The sequence below is a fragment of the Insulibacter thermoxylanivorax genome (assembly GCF_015472005.1).
Lineage (GTDB): Bacteria > Bacillota > Bacilli > Paenibacillales > DA-C8 > Insulibacter > Insulibacter thermoxylanivorax.
In genome coordinates this window covers 124,790-141,867 of sequence record NZ_BMAQ01000005.1, presented here as the reverse complement: position 1 = coordinate 141,867, position 17,078 = coordinate 124,790, and the positions used below count along the sequence as shown (strand labels likewise).

Below are 17,078 nucleotides of genomic sequence, written 5' to 3'. Positions count from 1 at the left end.
ATGGACTGATTTCTGCCGAACTCGACAGCACTGCATTCATCGAAGGCGCGACAATCACCGATATACATAAAAGAACAACAACAGCCGATACATCGGCAGTTTCGTCCCCGCACGCCGCGAATCTTGCTCCTCTTATACACATTCGGGAACCTGGACAGTGATCTTGCGTCCTTTAACGTATAATTATCATATAATTAAAAAACAAATAAAATTAACAACGTTGTTATATCAATCTCAATTGTATTGAAGTATAATAAAACTGTCAATGAGATTATGGCTGAAAAGGAGGTCATTAAAACGGTTACGATCAAAGATATCGCCGAACGTGCAGGAGTCAGTTTCTCGACCGTCTCGAAAGCGCTGCGCAACAGCCCTCTCGTGCAGGAGAAGACCAAGCTCAAGGTGCTGCGCATAGCTGAGGAAATGGGCTATCAGCCGAACATCGCCGCACGACGGCTGGTCTCGAAGAAAAGCTGGGCCATCGGCTTTGTCTGGCCGTCCGTAGAGCGGGCGACAACGGGGGCATTGATGACGCTGATCAATGAAAAACTTGAAGAAAGGTCTTATACGACATTATTGTCCATCAATCGCATCGAATCGGCGATCGCTGCCTTTCATCGGTTCCAGGTCGATGCCATCTTCATCTTCTACAATCACGACGAGAAGGTGCCGCCTGACTACAGCTATAACACCAACATCCCGATCCTAGTCTACGGCGTAGCCGGCCATGTGCCTTACCCGACGATCGACGTGCGGCGCGATCAAGCGACGAAGCTGGCCGTGGAGCATCTGTATGAGCTCGGCCACCGAAACATCGCCTACATCGGACAGCCCGTTCGTTACGACCTGCTGCAAGAAGAGAAGATTCGCAAATTCCGTGAAGAAGGGGAACGCCTGGGACTGAAGCATATCATCGCTCCGGTGGAAAACATGGAAACCCATTCCGGGTATCTGGCCGCCAAGCAGATCCTGCAGCATAAGGATGACCGGCCGACAGCGATCGTCAGCGGCAGCTACGATCTGACCCGGGGCATCCTGCAGGCGGCGCAGGAACTGAAGCTCAGCGTGCCGGAGCAGCTGTCCATCGTCAGCTATGACAATATCCCGCAATCGGCGAACCTCGAAGTCCCGCTTACTACAGTGGGTGTTGAACTGTCCAGCATCGCTGACAAAGCAACGGAGACGCTCCTCCATCTCGTCGATGAAGAAAGCGTCCCCGATGCCATCTATATGGAACCGGAACTGACCTTGCGCCGTTCCACTGCACCTCCAGCGGCACGATGAATTGTCGTGCCGCTGAAATTTTAACCTTTCATAATACTCTTCATCATTCCCCCGTACATGACCTGCACGTCCCGAGTTTCTTCATTCGGCGCCCTCGTCGGCAGCGCAGTGATCAGCGAACCATCCAGCCGCCGTCTACGCAGAGCACATGGCCCGTGACATAGTCGGAAGCCGGGGATGCCAAGAAGACCACCGCACCTTTCAAGTCATCCGGAGTTCCCCAGCGGCCTGCAGGAATGCGGCTTAAGATCTCCTTGCTGCGCACCGGATCTTCACGCAGTTGATGCGTGTTGTCCGTGGCCATATATCCTGGAGCAATCGCGTTCACCTGTACGCCTTTGCTCGCCCATTCATTGGCGAAGGCCTTCGTTAGACCGGCCACCCCGTGCTTGCTCGCTGTATAGCCGGGAACGTTGATCCCCCCTTGGAAGCTCAGCATCGATGCGATGTTGATGATCTTGCCGGAACCCTGCTTGAGCATCTCCCGTCCTGCATATTGGCACAGGAAGAAGACGGATTTGAGATTCAATTGTATAACATCATGGAAATCTTGTGCCGCGTGATCCGCTGCCGGCGTGCGGCGGATGATGCCCGCATTGTTCACCAGAATATCAAGTCTGCCGAAAGCATTTTTGGCTTCGGTGATCACATCTTGCAGCTTGCTCTCATCGCTCAGATCGGCAACGATCGTGTGTGCTTTGCGACCAAGTTTCGTAATTGCCTCCACTGTCTCCTTCGCATTGGAGAAATTGGTCACGATGACCACATCTGCTCCCGCTTCAGCCAAGCCAATGGCCATGCCTTGACCGAGACCCTTGCCGCCGCCCGTAACAACGGCTACTTTCCCTGTCAGATCGAATAATTTGCTCATAAGAACCTAGTCCTCCCCTAATGAGATTGTCTCGCGATGATCTCGTATTGCCCGAGCTCGTCAGATCGGATCAGCAATATCGAGCTGTATTCCCTGCTTGCGATAGCGCTCTGCAATCTCCGGTGCAAGTCCGTAATCAGTGATAATCGTATCGATCTGTTTCAATTCTGCAAACGTGAGCAGCGCTCCCTTATCGAACTTGCTGTGATCTGCCACACAGAATACTTTCTTCGAACTTTCAAGAAGAAGCTGCTTCAAGGCAACGTGCTCCTCGGTGAAGATCGTCAGGCCGTATTCCATGTGGATTCCTGTGGCAGATAGGAAAAGCTTATGGATATTCAGCTTTCGCAGCCAATCCCAATTGCCCTGCATCGTCAGAAGATTGCGATGCCGATATCCGCCGGGTACTACAAGCCGAATGCGGTCATGGACAGCCAGTTCGCGGATGATCATCACGTCATTGGTGACGACGGTGAGCGGTTCGTTGCGCAATCGCACAGCGATGCGCAGCGTCGTGCTGCCGCCGTCCAGAGCGATGATATCCCCTTCTTGAATATAAGTGACGGCCTTCTCAGCGATCGCTTCCTTCTCATGGAACCGTATGCTGGCTTGGGCAGCCGGCGGGGGAGGCAGATGAACGCCATTGTTCTCCGCCAGTACCGCACCGCCGTGGATTCGCTTCAGCAATCCTTTCTTCTCCAGCTTCTCCAAATCTTCGCGTATCGTTTTCTCAGAAACCTGCAAAAGCTCGCTCAATTCCGAGACCTTAACCGCGCCGTCTTCCTGCAGCTTCTCCATGATCAAGCGCTGCCTGGAAACCGCCAGCATATGGTCCCCCCTTATCCGCTGATAATATATAGCTGATTATCGCAGATCCTCCATCTTCACTGGGTCTTGGTCTGTGAAGGTATAGTTTTCGCCCGCCATCGCCCAGATGAAAGTATAGCTGGATGTACCTGCTCCGGAGTGGATCGACCAGCTCGGCGAAAGGACTACTTCTTCGTTCTTCACCACGAGATGTCTTGTCTCATGCGGTTGGCCCATGAAGTGGAACACTCTTGCATCATCCGCCATATCAAAATAGAGGTAAGCTTCCATTCGACGGTCATGCAGGTGTGCCGGCATCGTGTTCCATACGCTTCCCGGTTTGAAGATCGTTACACCCATCATGAGCTGGCAGCTTGGCAGACCATCGGCGTGGATGTATTGGTAGATCGTGCGCTCATTGCAAGTCTCCGGCGAACCCATATGTCTCGGTGTAGCTCCATCCAAGGAAAGCTTGCGCGTCTCGAGCACAGCGTGTGCCGGTGCAGAGCACATGTAGATGCGAGCCGGATTCGACTTGTCAGCGCTTTCGAGCTTGACCTCCTTCGAGCCCTTGCCGACATATAAGCAATCCAGTTTGTTCAGCTCATATTTCGTGCCGTCTACCGTGATCACCGCAGGACCGCCGATATTGATGAAACCGGCTTCACGACGCTCGAAAAAATAATCCGTCTTCAGCGTCTCCTTATCGTCCGGGATGAGCGGCGTATCCGTCGGCACCGCACCGCCTACGATCATACGATCGTAATGCGTGTAGACCATCGTGAGTTTGCCCTCTTGGAACAAGTTCTCGATGAGGAAATTGTCTCTTAACTGCTGCGTATCGAAGGTCTTAGCTTCTGCCGGACTAATCTGGTAACGAATCTCCATGATCGAAAACCTCCTAAAACGTATGTTAATGTTCATTTCTGTATGTTATTGTACCATATCGTACGAAAAAGACAATCTCAAACCTTGCACACTTCTGCGAACATTTTATGAAATCACTAGAATTCCACATCATAACAGCCCATTCTTTCTTGCAGAATGGGCTGTCAGCCGGTTGAGAACGATGTTATCCTCTTACATCCGCACATCAGTCGATGCGCTCTAGATTTCCATTGGCATCCATCTTAAACCGGGGTTTGTCTTCATCTAGATTTTCAAGAACAGCCAGCTTGCGGGCGCGATCCATGATCTGGATAAGCGTCTTATAATCATCATTCACCGTGCGGTAATCTGACTGGACTACGTTCACCTGTTTCTCCAACTCTTCTTTCTCTTTCTCCAGAGCTGCAAGTTTCTCCTCGGCCTCGCGAAGCTCTTTCTCTAGCGACTTAATCTTGCGATTCATATCTTGATAAGTCTGCTTCCACTGCCTGAGGAAACGAATCACCGCATCGATTGAGATAGACTCTTCACTAACCTGATCCCCGCGGCCCTGTTCAAGCGCATTGGAATCAGCAGATGCCTGGCTGGAGCCTCCGCCCTTCTTACGGGCTTGATTTCTCTTCTGCCTCTGTGCTTTTGCAATCGCGATCGCAGCTTCATACTTTTTGCGCACGCAACTGTTCCAGCGAAAGCCGCAGGCCGCCGGCGTGCGGCCGATCCTCTCGCCAACTTCTTCGAAGGCGCGAAGCTGCGTGCCGCCTTCGCGAATATGTCGCAGAGTCACTTCGGCTAGTATAAGGTCATCATCCGGCGTCCAAGCATCCTGTCTAATTGTTGCCATGTTCAGCCTTACCTCCACTTCATGATTTAGATCAATTCCATTAATGTATCTCTATGCTCATGCTAGAGTTCATAGAATCTATTTATTTAGTATTTGGTATAACCATTTTGCTCGTACTCCATACATGGGGTGTGTGATTTCTTGCATTGAAACAAGGGTAAGAACAGGGGGGTTGGGGAATGATAAAAGCGGATAAGGATGAAATGTTCACCTTTTCGTCACGGATTCACGTTTACACATTGAGCGCTTACAGGTATAATGTTGGGTAGGATTGATCAATGGATTGGAGCCAGTACAGCTGAGAAAGGGGGATGCTTAGATGCCGCGCATGTTCCGCGTACTCGGATTTTTCTGTTTGCTCATCGCACTTCTGTCGCTTGCGTATGGCATGATTGAGATGTCCTTGCTGTTCTTCTTCCAAGCAGCGGTTTTTGTATTACTGGGCTATATGAATTTAACAGAAAAAACATACATACTCACCTTCTGGGCGTATCTGATCATATCCACGGTCGGATTGACCTACGGAGCATTTTTCTAAGCTTCGAAGATCGACCGCTGAGCAACGAAAGGGCTGTCCATTAGTCAGGCATAGCTGACTTACAGGACAGCCCTTTTTCGTGTGCGCATAAACGTGCAGACGATCAGATCCGGTGCAGGAAACGGCAGGTGAATCGTACAACAGTCGCGTGAAACGACGGAGATCATGATGGCTTGAGAATGATACGATTCGATATGTGAGACAACAAATAGTGTCGTCTCAAACGTCACTACCGTTACGATTTGCGCATCGTCATCACTTTGAACAATTCACTCATCTGATCACTGAGGAGCAGCTGGCGAATGGAACGGTTTCTTCGCGCAGCCGGACTGAAGGGATCGGGATCATGATGATCCTGCAGCCAGTTCAAGACGCCGCCGCGCAGCAGATAAGCGGCCTGCGTCTCAAGCCGGATCTCCCTGAACCCTGCCTTTTCCGCGGCCCGTCTGCATGCCGTAAAATCTACATGGGCGGTGATGTCCTGTTCACCGATGCGCTCATATGGCCGGTCGCTGGCCTGATGGCGGTAGTAACACAGCAGCGTGCCCAGCATGCGGTGAGGGGCATAGATCTCCTCTGCTTCATCGCCGTAGTCGATCAAGGTGACCTCCCCCTCAGCAAGGCACTTGCCGAGCTCCATGATCCAGCTTTCCGCATCCAAGCGCAGTTCGGCAAGCTGTCCTTCCGCCAGGCGGATGCCTTGCTCAGCAGTATAACGAACCAGATCCTCCGCTGCTGGATAATAGCATGCCTCGAGCCGCTGCTCGTCCTGCTCCCAACGCACCCACTCTTCATGCAGCACGCCGCCTGTCATCTTCACGCGATGGACGGGCATCGCATCCAGCAGTTCATTAGCCCACAGGTAGATGCTTCGCCAGGGCGACTCCTTCCGCCACTCCTCCTCATCGAGCCAGCGCACCTTCCGCCGATGCGCGGCAAGCTCCGCTTGCTGTAATCTTCGGTGATATGGGGATCGTTCGATCATCAAGAACTCCGTTCGCTGATAGAGCGCTTCATCCTGACGCTGGAGCCGATCCAGGACATGTCTGGCCAACCTCCCGTCCCCACCGCCCCACTCCGCCAGCAAGCACCGCTCATCATTCCTCTCCGCAGCCCATCGGATATACATCTCAGCCAAGATATCACCGAGCACGGTCCCGATCGCTGAGCTGGTATAGAAATCCCCGTCCTTGCCGATCTTCCTCTCATTCCGCATATAATAGCCGTATATGGGGTGATACAAGCAGATCTCCATATAATCCCGGAATGGTATCGCTTGCTGCGGATGCTCAGCCATCCGGGCAAGCAACACGGCTTGTATCGAATCGCGAAGCGAAGGATGCGGCACCGCAGCCTTAGTTTCTCTCATCTTCAAACCACCGCCTGCATAGAACTTTGCTATAATCATTACTTTATAATCATTACTTTGTAAGAACCGCCTATGTTGATCTCAGCTTGTTTGAGTTCGATTATACCCATCCTGCAACAAGACAAACAGGGGTTCTGTGCATTATAATGGATATAACTCAGAGAAGGGAGTACCGTTGAATATGAAATATCGTCGCATGCGAACTGCAATATTCACAATCATAATCACAGCACTGATACTCTCCGCCTGTTCCAGAGGAGAGAGATCCAAAGAACAACTCTTGGATGCCATCGCACAACAGGCGCAGGCCTCCAGTTACAACATCGACGGCAAACTCCGGCTCCGCCTTGATGCCATGCCTTTTGATGTCAGTGATCAGCCTTATACCGCAGTCATCTTGGGTCAGCTTCAACAAGGCGAGATCGCCTGGAGCGGCGTAACCGATCTCGACGCCGTGCGAAGTGAAGCAACGCTGCAGTTCACTTCTGCCGATGCTTCCAGCTCATTCATCATGCCGATCCTGCTGGACAACGAACAGCTCTATATCCAAGTGCCCGTGATTAATATGGAAGGGGAATACTTTGTGCTGCCGGCACCTGAAGCTGCTAAGCATCTGGCTAAGCCGCTTCTTGCTTCCTTTGCCCATCTCATCGAAGCCATGGACAGCAAATGGTTCCAAAACGTGACGATAGAAGGCACCGACTACAGGGTGAAGCTGACCATCGACGATCAGAACTGGGAAGCCTTCCTCGCCGCTGTGAGCAAAGCCATGCCGGATATCCTCGCAGAATGGCAAAGCATAGGGATCCTTACGTCAACACAAGCTACAGCTGTTGCTGGGAGATGGGCATCCTTCGCAGAGACCAAAGGCGGGAACTTAAGACCTGCGGACGACCGCGGCTTCACTTTGGAAGCTACGATCGATGAGGCCGGATATATCGCTATGTTGACGGCGGATATCACCCTGGTGTCAAAGGATGGGGGAACCCCAACTGACAGCCGTTATGACGCGAACCTGCGCGTGATCTGGACACAGATCAATGAACCGGCAACCTTCGTCCGGCCGATCCCGGAGGATACCGTGCCGATCGAGGAGATCTTGAAACTCATCCCGTAACGTACGGGAACATGTTCATGTGGAGGGGGAAACTGCGATGCCTTGCCGGCGTTGGTTGGTCATGGCCTTCGTTATGTATTTCGCCGTCTTCACCTGCCTGTACCAAGCTGGTACGCTTTCGGTCCTGGCAGAGGAAATCTCGGCAGACGAAGAAATCCGTAAGCTGCTGAATAAAGGGCTTACCATCTATGAGATCGACCAGGAACTCGATCGTCTGACCGCTAAGGAAGAAGAGCTGACCATCGAGATCCAGGACGTCACCCAGCGCATCTCCGAACAAGAGGTCATCGTCGCGGCGAAGAGGGAACAGGCGGGCAAGGTGCTTCGCACCTACTATAAGGGCAACCGCCAGCATCTCTGGCTGCTCATCCTCAAGGCAGATAACTTCTACGATGCCCTGCGGACCTATTATTATCTGTCTCTGATCTACAAGTACGAACGCAAGATCTTGCGGGAACATGCAGAAGTCTACCAAGAACTGAAGCGGCTGCTCACCCGCCTCGAGGAAGACCGTCAAGAACTAAGGAGTGTCAAGGCTGAATATCTTGCGCAGCGAGAACGGTTGATTGCACTCCAAGAACAGCTCGATCAAGAACTGGCGGCGCGCGATGACGCCGACGCGATTAAGCAGCAGATCGAAGCGCTGACGAAAGTGTGGGAAGAAGAAGGGTTGCCGATCTTCCGGCATTACTTCCGCGAACTGGCGACGATCATTACCAAATTGCCGGAAGAGCTTATCAGGGGCAACAAAATCTCTCTCAAAGGCGGCCGTTTCGTATTGTCGATCACCGATGAGGAGCTGACCGAATTCTTCCGCAGGCACAATCCGGAAGACTTCGAGAACTTCACATTCAGCTTTGCGAATGATGATTTCACCGCCTATGGGAGCAAAGATAGCACTGCGATCAGCATAAGTGGATATTACGAAGTACAAGAGGAGGACAATGTCATCCTCTTCCATCTGACCTCGCTGATCTACAACAGCTTCGAGCTGCCCGATACCACCATTCGTGACTTAAGCGAACAATTCAATCTGAATTTCTATCCTGATTATCTGGATATGCCTTTTAAGATTCAAGCGAAGGAAGTCCTCATTGAGGACGGAACCATGAGCATCTCTTTCGTCTTGCGAAGATAGCGGAATCGGACCTCGAGCTTACGGTTAGTTCCTAATCCAGCCGAAGTCCGCAAATCGCTGCTCGATTAAAGCGGCCAGCTCATCGATGGAGAGCAGGTAGGCCTGCTTACTGGTCAACACTTCCTGGACGATCGACAGCTTGTCATCGATGCGGGGATCGGGCGCAAGCGCCTTCCCCTCCTCTACCGCCCTCATCAGGAGTTCCAACTGTGCCCGCTGCTGCCGCGTCAACTCCCGATAGGCATCTAAGCTCGCTGGATAACCGCCTGCATTACGTTCTGGAAACCACAGCTCAAACCCTTCGATGATCTCCCGGATCCAGCGGTAAGCCGCCTCGCGATCTACAGCATCAGCCGCTAAGACGAAGCTCTGCCCGCTGATGAAAACGTAATCCCCTCGGGAACTCGGCAGCAGAATTGCCGAGACTTCCTCGTTGGCATAGCTGCTGTATACATGCAACGGCAGGACTGCCGCCGCCGCTTCCCCGCTGGTGAGCTTCTCCCAGATCTCATCCGCAGATTTCGCTGCAAAGGACACGCCGGCCCCAGGCACCGCTTGCGCTTCTTCCGCCTCTTGGAATTCTCCTGCCGCATGTTCCCCTTCAGATTCTACAACCTTTACATCCTCCGCCATCTCATCGATCTTCCGTTCCATCCCGTCCTCATCAAGCAATATTCCCTTCAGAACAGCGAGGCTTACGGTTTCTTCACCATGATTCATTGATGACAACGGGATTCCTTGGAGGACACTGTCAATGGTTTCATCGAAATCCAGATGCTTAGCCTCAGCATCCTCCGCACCACTCTCAGTCTCAGTCATGTCTATCCGGCTTCTCTCATCATACGAAGCCTCGAGATCCTCACCGCTGTTGGATCCCGTCTGCTCCGCAAACTGCCAATCAGCATCCATCGCAGAGGCCAGAACGGCATAGACCTTGACATCCTGCGGATGAAAGATGAGCTGCCCTGTCTGATAAGCTTGCATAAGCTGTTCGATCCCAGCGGGCCGATCTTCGCCTGTCAGTTCAAACCAAACTGATTTGTTGTAGGCGACGATATAAGGTTGAACTTGATAGGGGATGCCCCACGTATACCCGTTCCAGCGCAGCTGCTCCGTCAGCGTCGGGATATATTCCGCTTCCGATTCGCTGGTATAATAATCATCCATCGGCTGCAATCTGGCCAACACAGCGTATTGCAGCACCTTCTCATTGTCCAGCAGCATAATATCCGCTGCGTCACCCAGACGAAAAGCACGCTTCAGATGCTCATATAAGGTGTCGCTGGGATGGTTCTTCATGATCACTTGAATATCTGCATGGCGCTCCATGAAGCTTTTGTTAAGCGCTTCCAACACCTGAAAAGCTTCATCGCTCATGCTGACGTCGACGTGGAGCTCAACGATGTCCTCAGCGCTCAGCTCGCGATCAGTAACGACCGCAATCATCGAATCATCGAAGAAAGGTTGATCGGCGGGCATCCTGCTGATGCCGCGAAGTAAAACCGCCGTTGCACATAACAACAAAACGGACGCTGCCATCACTACCATCCTCTTGATCGGCATGGGGCACATCCTTTCGTCCAGATCGTATACCTCAGGGCAACATCTTCATGTTGAATTCATCCCTTACATCATAGCATAATCTGTCATGTCTTGTCGTTAATCTTTTGATTAATCTCTAGGCTGATCGTCGTATGAGGCCGCGTCTTCCCTAAAATTCTTCCCAGAAATCATTCCTCGCTGTTATTGATTCTTGTCCGTGTATACGAAGAAGCCGTTCCCACAGCAGTTTCCCGACAGCTCATATCGAGCCGCGGTGCTGCATCAGAACGGCTTCACTTCAGCATCATGATTCATGGGACCTCACGAATGTCACATGCCATCTATACATGCCCTATCCTACAACAGATCTGCAGCCAGCTGAGCAAGCTGGGAGCGTTCGCCCTTCTCCAAGGTCACATGGCCGGCAAGCAGCTCTCCCTTGAACCGCTCCACCACATAGGTCAATCCGTTGCTGGAAGCATCGAGGTACGGGTGGTCAATCTGCTCTGGGTCGCCCATCAGGATGATCTTGCTGCCCTCCCCCACGCGGGAGACGATCGTCTTCACTTCATGTTTCGACAAGTTCTGCGCCTCATCGATGATGATGAACTGCCCCGGGATCGAACGGCCGCGAATATAGGTCAACGCCTCCACCTGAATGCTGCCCAGCCCGGCCAGGATTTTCTCGATATCCCCGGATTTCTTCGTCTCGAAGAGATACTCAAGATTATCATAGATCGGCTGCATCCACGGCCGCAGCTTCTCTTCCTTCTCACCGGGCAGATAACCGATATCCTTGCCCATGGGAACGACGGGTCTGGCGATCAACAATTTCTTATAGCGATGTTCATCCTCCACCTTCATAAGACCAGCAGCCAAGGCTAGCAGCGTCTTGCCGGTCCCGGCCTTGCCCGTCAATGTCACCAGCGGGATCTCATCATGGAGCAGAAGCTCAAGAGCCATCCGCTGCTGGGCATTGCGGGCGGTGATTCCCCACACCGCATCATGGCTGAACACCAGCGGCTCCAGCCTGCGGCAATCGGCGGAAACCTTCAGCAAGGCCGACTTAGAAGGCCCGGTTTCATCCTTGAGGATGATGAATTCATGGGGATGCAGCCGATGCCCAAGCTGCAGGCGATCTGTCTCAAGGGTGCGGAAAGTGTAGAATTCATCGATGATCGAAGGGTGCACTTCAGCTGTGCTGTATCCGAGATAGAGTTCATTCGCCGCGGCGATCCGATCCGACAGATAATCTTCGGCCGTGATACCCAGCACATCCGCTTTTATGCGTACGAGCGAGTCCTTGCTGACGAGGATCACCGGCCGAGGTGCCGTCTTCTCTTGTTCTTCAAGATGATGATTCAAGGCAACCGCGATGATCCGGTTGTCATTGGTCATCTCCAGAAACGTATCTTGTAACTTCTGGAAACTGCGGTGATTCAGCTCCACTCTGATCGTTCCTCCATTGTCCAGGACGATCCCGTCATGCAGCCTGCCTCTAAGCCGTAAGCTGTCAAGCAGGCGGGACACATATCGGGCATTTCTCCCGATCTCATCTGCATGGCGCTTCTTGCTGTCGATCTCCTCCAACACAACTGCCGGGATGAGCACCTCATTGTCCTCAAAGGCAAATATTGCGTGAGGATCATGCAGCAGCACATTCGTATCCAGCACGAAGATCTTCTTCATAGGGCGTCCCTCCTGAAATTGGATAACTATCGAATCCCAGTTCATGCATAGATCATAGATGAGCGTCAAACACTATACTCTGAATCACTGATGGAAAGGACGATCAAGATGAGATGGTTGATTGCTGTCATATGCACCGCTGTATTGCTTACAGGCTGCGGCAAACAGAATAACGATGAAACTTCCCCTCCTCCTGATGATAGTCGTCAAATTCAAGTCAAACAAAGCGTACCGCCGAAAAAAGAGATCAAAAACCCGCAAGAGGTGGCAGAGCGCTTGGCCGATTTGGCTGCCAGCATCCCCGAGGTCCATGAAGCAACCTGTGTGGTCTTGGGCAATACGGCCATCGTCGGGGTTGATGTGAGCGGCGTACTGGACGCCTCACAAATTGGCACGATCAAATACTCTGTAGCTGAGGCGCTGCGCACGGATCCCTACGGTGTACACGCCATCGTCACCGCAGACATGGATCTCTATCAACGGATCCAGAACATCGCCGCCGAGGTGCGAGCAGGCAATCCGGTATCCGGCTTCGCCAATGAGCTAGCTGAGATCATCGGCCGCATCATGCCCCAGATCCCCAGCGACATCATCACGCCGGAGGAGGAGCCGGCTGACAATAGATAGATCTGAGATAGACCTGTGAAACTTAGGTGCAACGGCTGGTCTTCTTGTCCCGGCATCCGCTTGTGCGAGGCGTCTCCGCGAGCGGCACGGTACATCATACGCTTGAATCCAGCGGAAGATTATTACTTTTCTTATATGCCTAAATAATCGAAAAAAGCCCAGTTTAACAACTAGGCTTTTTCAGGGCAGCGAATACCTGCGCATCTAACTTGTCAGCTGCACGCTGATCATAGGTTCTTTCGTATTCCGGAGGAGCAGTGATGCGGGAACCATAGAACATCGAATCCCACACCGCATCGATCTCCACTTCGATGCAGGCAAGCTTGATCGCTACCTCGTCCATTTGCTCTTGTATAATCTTAGCACGGCCTTGGATCGAGTAGAAGGATCCTGCCGCAAACAGGGATACCGTAACCCGCTCGTTCGTTTGGATATTGTTAATGAGCCTCGAACGCCGATCGATCGCGATGCGCAGTTTCTCCGGCGACGGAGCTGTAATCCAGGATATCGCATTAGCAGTAATATTCCCGGTTTCGCTGTCGATCGTATTGAGCACCACAAAGGTTTCTTGTTGCAGCGTATCCATGATTGGCTGCGACAACGAAGTCATGTGATCTGCCATACGAACTGCTCCTCCTATCCTCTTGGTTATATGAAGTATATCACAACAGAGCAGCGAGTTCTATTGCAAGGGTACCCGATGATCTTTAAGCTTCTGTTTGATCTCGTTCAAGCTGTCCTTGTTCGGCCACACATAAGGACTCCGCCATGTGCCTTCCAGGCGCAGGAATTCGATATCTTCGTTCTTGATCCCGACATAGGTTCGAATTAAGGACTCGATCTCCTTCCGCGGGATGGACGTCTTGATATTGGCGCCTGCGGCGTCCAATACTTCGCCGATGCGGAAGACCGTTTCGATGGACTTGATCTTTGCGACGAGGGCCGAGATCACTTGCTGCTGCCGCATATTACGCTCAAAGTCGCTGGATTCCTTGGTCCCGTCGTTCGACTTGCGATATCGTACGAAATCCAGCGCTTGTTTGCCGTCCAGCAACTGTCTGCCCTTCTTCAGATTGATGTTCGTTCCGTCGGTAGGATCGACGTAGCGCATATCCATATCGACATCGACGGTGATTCCGCCGAAGGCGTCGATAATGTCTTCAAAGGCCTTAAAATCGATCTCCACAACGTAGTCGATCGGCACATCGAAAAATTCCCCGAAAATCTCGCGGACATAGGTATACGCTTTGTCCTTGTTCACGCTTCTCGCCTTTGCGTAGAATCCGTTCGCCTTGCCTGCCTTCCAGCCCGTTGGATCCATATACGTATCACGCGGCATCGATACGATGACAGCGGATCTTGGATCCGGACGAAGGGAGACGAGCATGATGACGTCTGTGTTCAAACTGCCCAGCCTCGGCCGGTTATCGGTCCCAAGCAGGAGGATCGTCGTCACCTCGCTGTCCACCTTCGGCAGCTTCACGCTGCTGCTGTCGCCGTAGACGTCGTCGGTTACCCCGTCCTCGGGATCCTGAGCGGAGATCTGATCCATCAGGTTGTTGTATTTGCCCGCGATGTTCGCGGCATAGATGAAGATTGCTCCTAAGATGATTAAGAGAATAGATAGAATGATGACCTTCTTCTTGCCCCTGGATTTGCCTCTATGCCTGCTCCTTCGCGATACGGGGGCAGTTCGTTGTAATTCTGCCATATCGCACACCTGTTTCCTTGTTTAAGTATTATGAGCTATGAATTGTACTTCGGATTCGCATTGATCTCATGAAGCAGCTGTTCCGCCGCCTCGCGGTTGAACAGCTGCACTTTGGTTCCTTCTGCATTGCCGTAGCGTACGTGAATCATCGTATCGTCCTTCTTGATGATCTCTACCCGATCCACCTGATGATCCTCGGCCAGAATCTCTGCGAAAAAATTCAGCGTGTCATGGGCTGAGCGGTCATCCGGACGACCTTCCACAACGATCGCCATCTGCAGCCAATTAAACAGCGCATCATGCAACCTCATCTATGCTCACCTGCCCGCTTCATTCATCGGCGCCGAATCTTCGGGTTTCGCATTCGGTCCTGCGGCACGCCGCGCGAACAAGCTGCGGATGCGCACGATCAACATCAGCACAAGGGCCACGGCAAACCCCTGCGCAATCGGCAATCCTACGCGGGTCTGGAAGAACAGAAGAAGCCAACCCCCGAGCAGGATCAATCCGTACACGAGTGCGTCCTTAAGAAGCGGAAGTTTACGCGGACGAAAAACCGCATTGAAGATATAGATCATAGAACCTACTATGAACAGATAGGTGATCAGCGGGTGTTCCGCTAACCACAGAGCCAGCCCTTCCGTGTTCTTAGGCATAGGCTGATACCCCTTTCGCTTAAACGAATTCGATTAGTCGGATATTTGAGTTTTCATCTTGCGCTGTTTCTCATAACGTGCACGTTCGCTTTTGTTGAGATACTTTTTGCGCAGTCTGATGGACAGAGGTGTAATCTCGCAATATTCATCATCGTCCAGATATTCGAGCGCCTGTTCAAGAGACATCTTGCGCGGCGCCTTGACCTTCACCGTCTCTTCCTTTGTTGCCGAACGGACGTTGGTGAGCGCCTTCTCCTTGCAGATATTGACGATGATATCATTGTCCCGGTTATGCTCACCGACGATCATACCTTCGTAAACTTCGGTTCCAGCCTCGACGAACAACACGCCGCGGTCTTCCACCGACAAGATCCCATAGGTAGAAGCAACACCGGTCTCGCTGGCGATGAGCACGCCTTGATGTCTGCCCCCGACTTCCGTGCCGTCGTAAGGCGCATAGTGATCAAAAGCATGGTTCATGATCCCATAGCCGTGAGTGAGCGTCATGAAGCGAGTGCGATAACCGATCAAGCCGCGGGAAGGGATCAGAAATTCCAAGCGAACTTGACCGCTGCCGTTACTGGTCATGTTGATCATCTCCGCCTTGCGCTCGCCCAAGCTCTCCATCACCGCGCCCATGCTTTCCTCAGGAATATCGATGACCAAACGCTCGATCGGTTCATGGGGCACGCCGTCGATCTCCTTGATGATGACCTGGGGTTTGGAAACCTGCAGTTCGAAGCCTTCGCGGCGCATATTCTCAAGCAGGATGCCGAGGTGGAGTTCGCCGCGCCCGGAGACGATGAATTCATCCGGGCTGTCGGTCTCTTCTACGCGCAAGGCCACATCGGACTCCAGCTCCTGGAGCAGCCGCTCACGCAGTTTACGCGACGTGATCCATTTGCCTTCGCGGCCAGCGAAGGGACTGTTATTGACCAGGAAGGTCATCTGCATCGTCGGCTCATCGATGTCCAGCATCGGCAGTGCTTCCGGATTCGCTGGATCGGCCAGGGTCTCGCCGATATTGATATCCTTCACGCCGGCTACGGCAACGATGTCTCCAGCACCCGCCTCCTCGATCTCTATCCGCTTCAAACCATTAAATCCGAAGAGCTTCTCCACGCGTCCCGGTTTGATGCCGCCGTCCCGCTTCATAATCGTTATCGCTTGTCCCTGACGGATGATGCCGCGGTTCACGCGGCCGATGGCGATACGTCCGAGGTACTCATTGTAATCCAGCAACGTCACCTGATACTGCAGTGCTCCATTCACCTCTTCATGAGGCGCCGGTATATGCTGCACGATCATGTCGAATAGAACTTCCATGTCTTGATCCAAAGCGTCCGGCTTGAGTCCAGCGATGCCCTTCAGAGCCGACGCATAAACAACGGGGAAGTCCAGTTGTTCATCGCTGGCTTCCAGTTCGATGAACAGATCAAGCACTTCATCGACGACCTCTTCCGGTCTTGCATTCGGCCGATCGATCTTGTTGACGACAACGATCGGCGTGAGGCCGTGGTCGAGCGCTTTGCGAAGCACGAACTTCGTCTGCGGCATGCAGCCTTCGAAAGCATCCACCACGAGCAGCACGCCGTCCACCATCCCCACGATTCGCTCGACTTCGCCGCCGAAGTCCGCGTGTCCGGGAGTATCCACGATATTGATCAGATAATCGCGGTAACGAATCGCCGTGTTCTTCGCCAAGATCGTGATGCCGCGCTCTCGCTCGATCTCATTGGAGTCCATGGCCCGCTCTGCGACGGCTTCATTCTCTCTAAAAGTACCTGATTGCTGGAGAAGTTTGTCGACTAATGTAGTCTTACCATGATCGACGTGAGCAATGATTGCAATGTTGCGTATAAATTTTCTGTCATGCATCTTTTTTAATTCCTTTCTATGTTAGCAAACAATCCCCTCGATGAACAGATTCGCATCGATGGGTAAGATGATTACTGTAATAATTGTCACCTCGATCGAGAGAACATATCCAACAACCATGC

At 52.4% G+C, this 17,078-nt stretch carries 17 protein-coding genes; 5 read left to right on the top strand and 12 right to left on the bottom strand.

The genetic code is table 11. The features are described from left to right. Positions 1–273 precede the first annotated feature (273 nt). A complete protein-coding gene (locus PRECH8_RS03685) occupies positions 274–1,284 on the top strand; it encodes a LacI family DNA-binding transcriptional regulator (protein ID WP_200965732.1) in 1,011 nt (336 codons plus the stop codon). Between the two features lie 112 nt (positions 1,285–1,396). On the opposite strand, the gene kduD is transcribed toward PRECH8_RS03685, so the two are convergent. The 4 genes from kduD to PRECH8_RS03665 all read right to left on the bottom strand — a co-directional run bounded on the left by kduD (position 1,397) and on the right by PRECH8_RS03665 (position 4,691). After that, positions 1,397–2,155: a 2-dehydro-3-deoxy-D-gluconate 5-dehydrogenase KduD gene (gene kduD / locus PRECH8_RS03680; protein WP_200965731.1), complete on the bottom strand. Its 759-nt coding sequence runs from the start codon at positions 2,153–2,155 to the stop codon at positions 1,397–1,399. A gap of 60 nt (positions 2,156–2,215) precedes the next feature. Continuing rightward, positions 2,216–2,983 (bottom strand): DeoR/GlpR family DNA-binding transcription regulator, encoded by a 768-nt coding sequence (locus tag PRECH8_RS03675; protein WP_200965730.1) that lies wholly within the window; start codon positions 2,981–2,983, stop codon positions 2,216–2,218. Between the two features lie 36 nt (positions 2,984–3,019). Continuing rightward, positions 3,020–3,850 carry a 5-dehydro-4-deoxy-D-glucuronate isomerase gene (gene kduI, locus PRECH8_RS03670; protein ID WP_200965729.1) on the bottom strand — a complete coding sequence of 277 codons (831 nt, stop codon included), beginning with the start codon at positions 3,848–3,850 and terminating at the stop codon, positions 3,020–3,022. A gap of 205 nt (positions 3,851–4,055) precedes the next feature. Beyond that, positions 4,056–4,691 (bottom strand): RsfA family transcriptional regulator, encoded by a 636-nt coding sequence (locus tag PRECH8_RS03665; protein WP_200965728.1) that lies wholly within the window; start codon positions 4,689–4,691, stop codon positions 4,056–4,058. 319 nt (positions 4,692–5,010) lie between these two features. Between PRECH8_RS03665 and PRECH8_RS03660 the strand changes: the two genes are divergently transcribed. Continuing rightward, positions 5,011–5,229, top strand: coding sequence for a DUF2626 family protein (locus tag PRECH8_RS03660; RefSeq protein WP_200965727.1), 219 nt, complete (start codon positions 5,011–5,013; stop codon positions 5,227–5,229). Positions 5,230–5,464: 235 nt separating this feature from the next. On the opposite strand, the gene PRECH8_RS03655 is transcribed toward PRECH8_RS03660, so the two are convergent. After that, positions 5,465–6,598, bottom strand: a complete 1,134-nt coding sequence (locus PRECH8_RS03655; protein WP_200965726.1) for a class I SAM-dependent methyltransferase — start codon at positions 6,596–6,598, stop codon at positions 5,465–5,467. Between the two features lie 280 nt (positions 6,599–6,878). Here PRECH8_RS03655 and PRECH8_RS03650 point away from each other — a divergent pair, with 280 nt between their 5' ends. Further along, positions 6,879–7,715: a hypothetical protein gene (locus PRECH8_RS03650; RefSeq protein ID WP_200965725.1), complete on the top strand. Its 837-nt coding sequence runs from the start codon at positions 6,879–6,881 to the stop codon at positions 7,713–7,715. Positions 7,716–7,752: 37 nt separating this feature from the next. Beyond that, positions 7,753–8,853 carry a coiled-coil domain-containing protein gene (locus PRECH8_RS03645; RefSeq protein WP_200965724.1) on the top strand — a complete coding sequence of 367 codons (1,101 nt, stop codon included), beginning with the start codon at positions 7,753–7,755 and terminating at the stop codon, positions 8,851–8,853. A 24-nt stretch (positions 8,854–8,877) separates the two neighbouring features. Here the strand turns inward: PRECH8_RS03645 and PRECH8_RS03640 are convergent, their stop codons facing one another. Together PRECH8_RS03640 and PRECH8_RS03635 are read right to left on the bottom strand one after the other, a co-directional pair. Continuing rightward, positions 8,878–10,416, bottom strand: a complete 1,539-nt coding sequence (locus PRECH8_RS03640) for an extracellular solute-binding protein (protein WP_200965723.1) — start codon at positions 10,414–10,416, stop codon at positions 8,878–8,880. 336 nt (positions 10,417–10,752) lie between these two features. Further along, entirely contained in the window at positions 10,753–12,084 is a 1,332-nt protein-coding gene (locus PRECH8_RS03635; protein ID WP_200965722.1) for a PhoH family protein, read from the bottom strand. Positions 12,085–12,192: 108 nt separating this feature from the next. On the opposite strand from PRECH8_RS03635, the gene PRECH8_RS03630 reads away from it, so the two are divergent. Beyond that, positions 12,193–12,711, top strand: a complete 519-nt coding sequence (locus PRECH8_RS03630; RefSeq protein ID WP_200965721.1) for a YhcN/YlaJ family sporulation lipoprotein — start codon at positions 12,193–12,195, stop codon at positions 12,709–12,711. A gap of 163 nt (positions 12,712–12,874) precedes the next feature. Here PRECH8_RS03630 and PRECH8_RS03625 read toward each other — a convergent pair whose 3' ends face one another. The 5 genes from PRECH8_RS03625 to typA are packed head-to-tail and all read right to left on the bottom strand — an operon-like array spanning position 12,875 to position 16,956. Then, positions 12,875–13,333: a pyridoxamine 5'-phosphate oxidase family protein gene (locus tag PRECH8_RS03625; RefSeq protein WP_200965720.1), complete on the bottom strand. Its 459-nt coding sequence runs from the start codon at positions 13,331–13,333 to the stop codon at positions 12,875–12,877. A 60-nt stretch (positions 13,334–13,393) separates the two neighbouring features. Further along, complete coding sequence (locus PRECH8_RS03620; protein ID WP_200965719.1) at positions 13,394–14,422, bottom strand: LCP family protein; 1,029 nt, start codon at positions 14,420–14,422, stop codon at positions 13,394–13,396. Positions 14,423–14,457: 35 nt separating this feature from the next. Then, positions 14,458–14,733, bottom strand: a complete 276-nt coding sequence (locus PRECH8_RS03615) for a hypothetical protein (RefSeq protein WP_200965718.1) — start codon at positions 14,731–14,733, stop codon at positions 14,458–14,460. 6 nt (positions 14,734–14,739) lie between these two features. Beyond that, positions 14,740–15,078 (bottom strand): YlaH-like family protein, encoded by a 339-nt coding sequence (locus tag PRECH8_RS03610; RefSeq protein ID WP_242457420.1) that lies wholly within the window; start codon positions 15,076–15,078, stop codon positions 14,740–14,742. A 33-nt stretch (positions 15,079–15,111) separates the two neighbouring features. Then, positions 15,112–16,956 (bottom strand): translational GTPase TypA, encoded by a 1,845-nt coding sequence (gene typA / locus PRECH8_RS03605; protein WP_200965717.1) that lies wholly within the window; start codon positions 16,954–16,956, stop codon positions 15,112–15,114. Positions 16,957–17,078 lie beyond the last annotated feature (122 nt).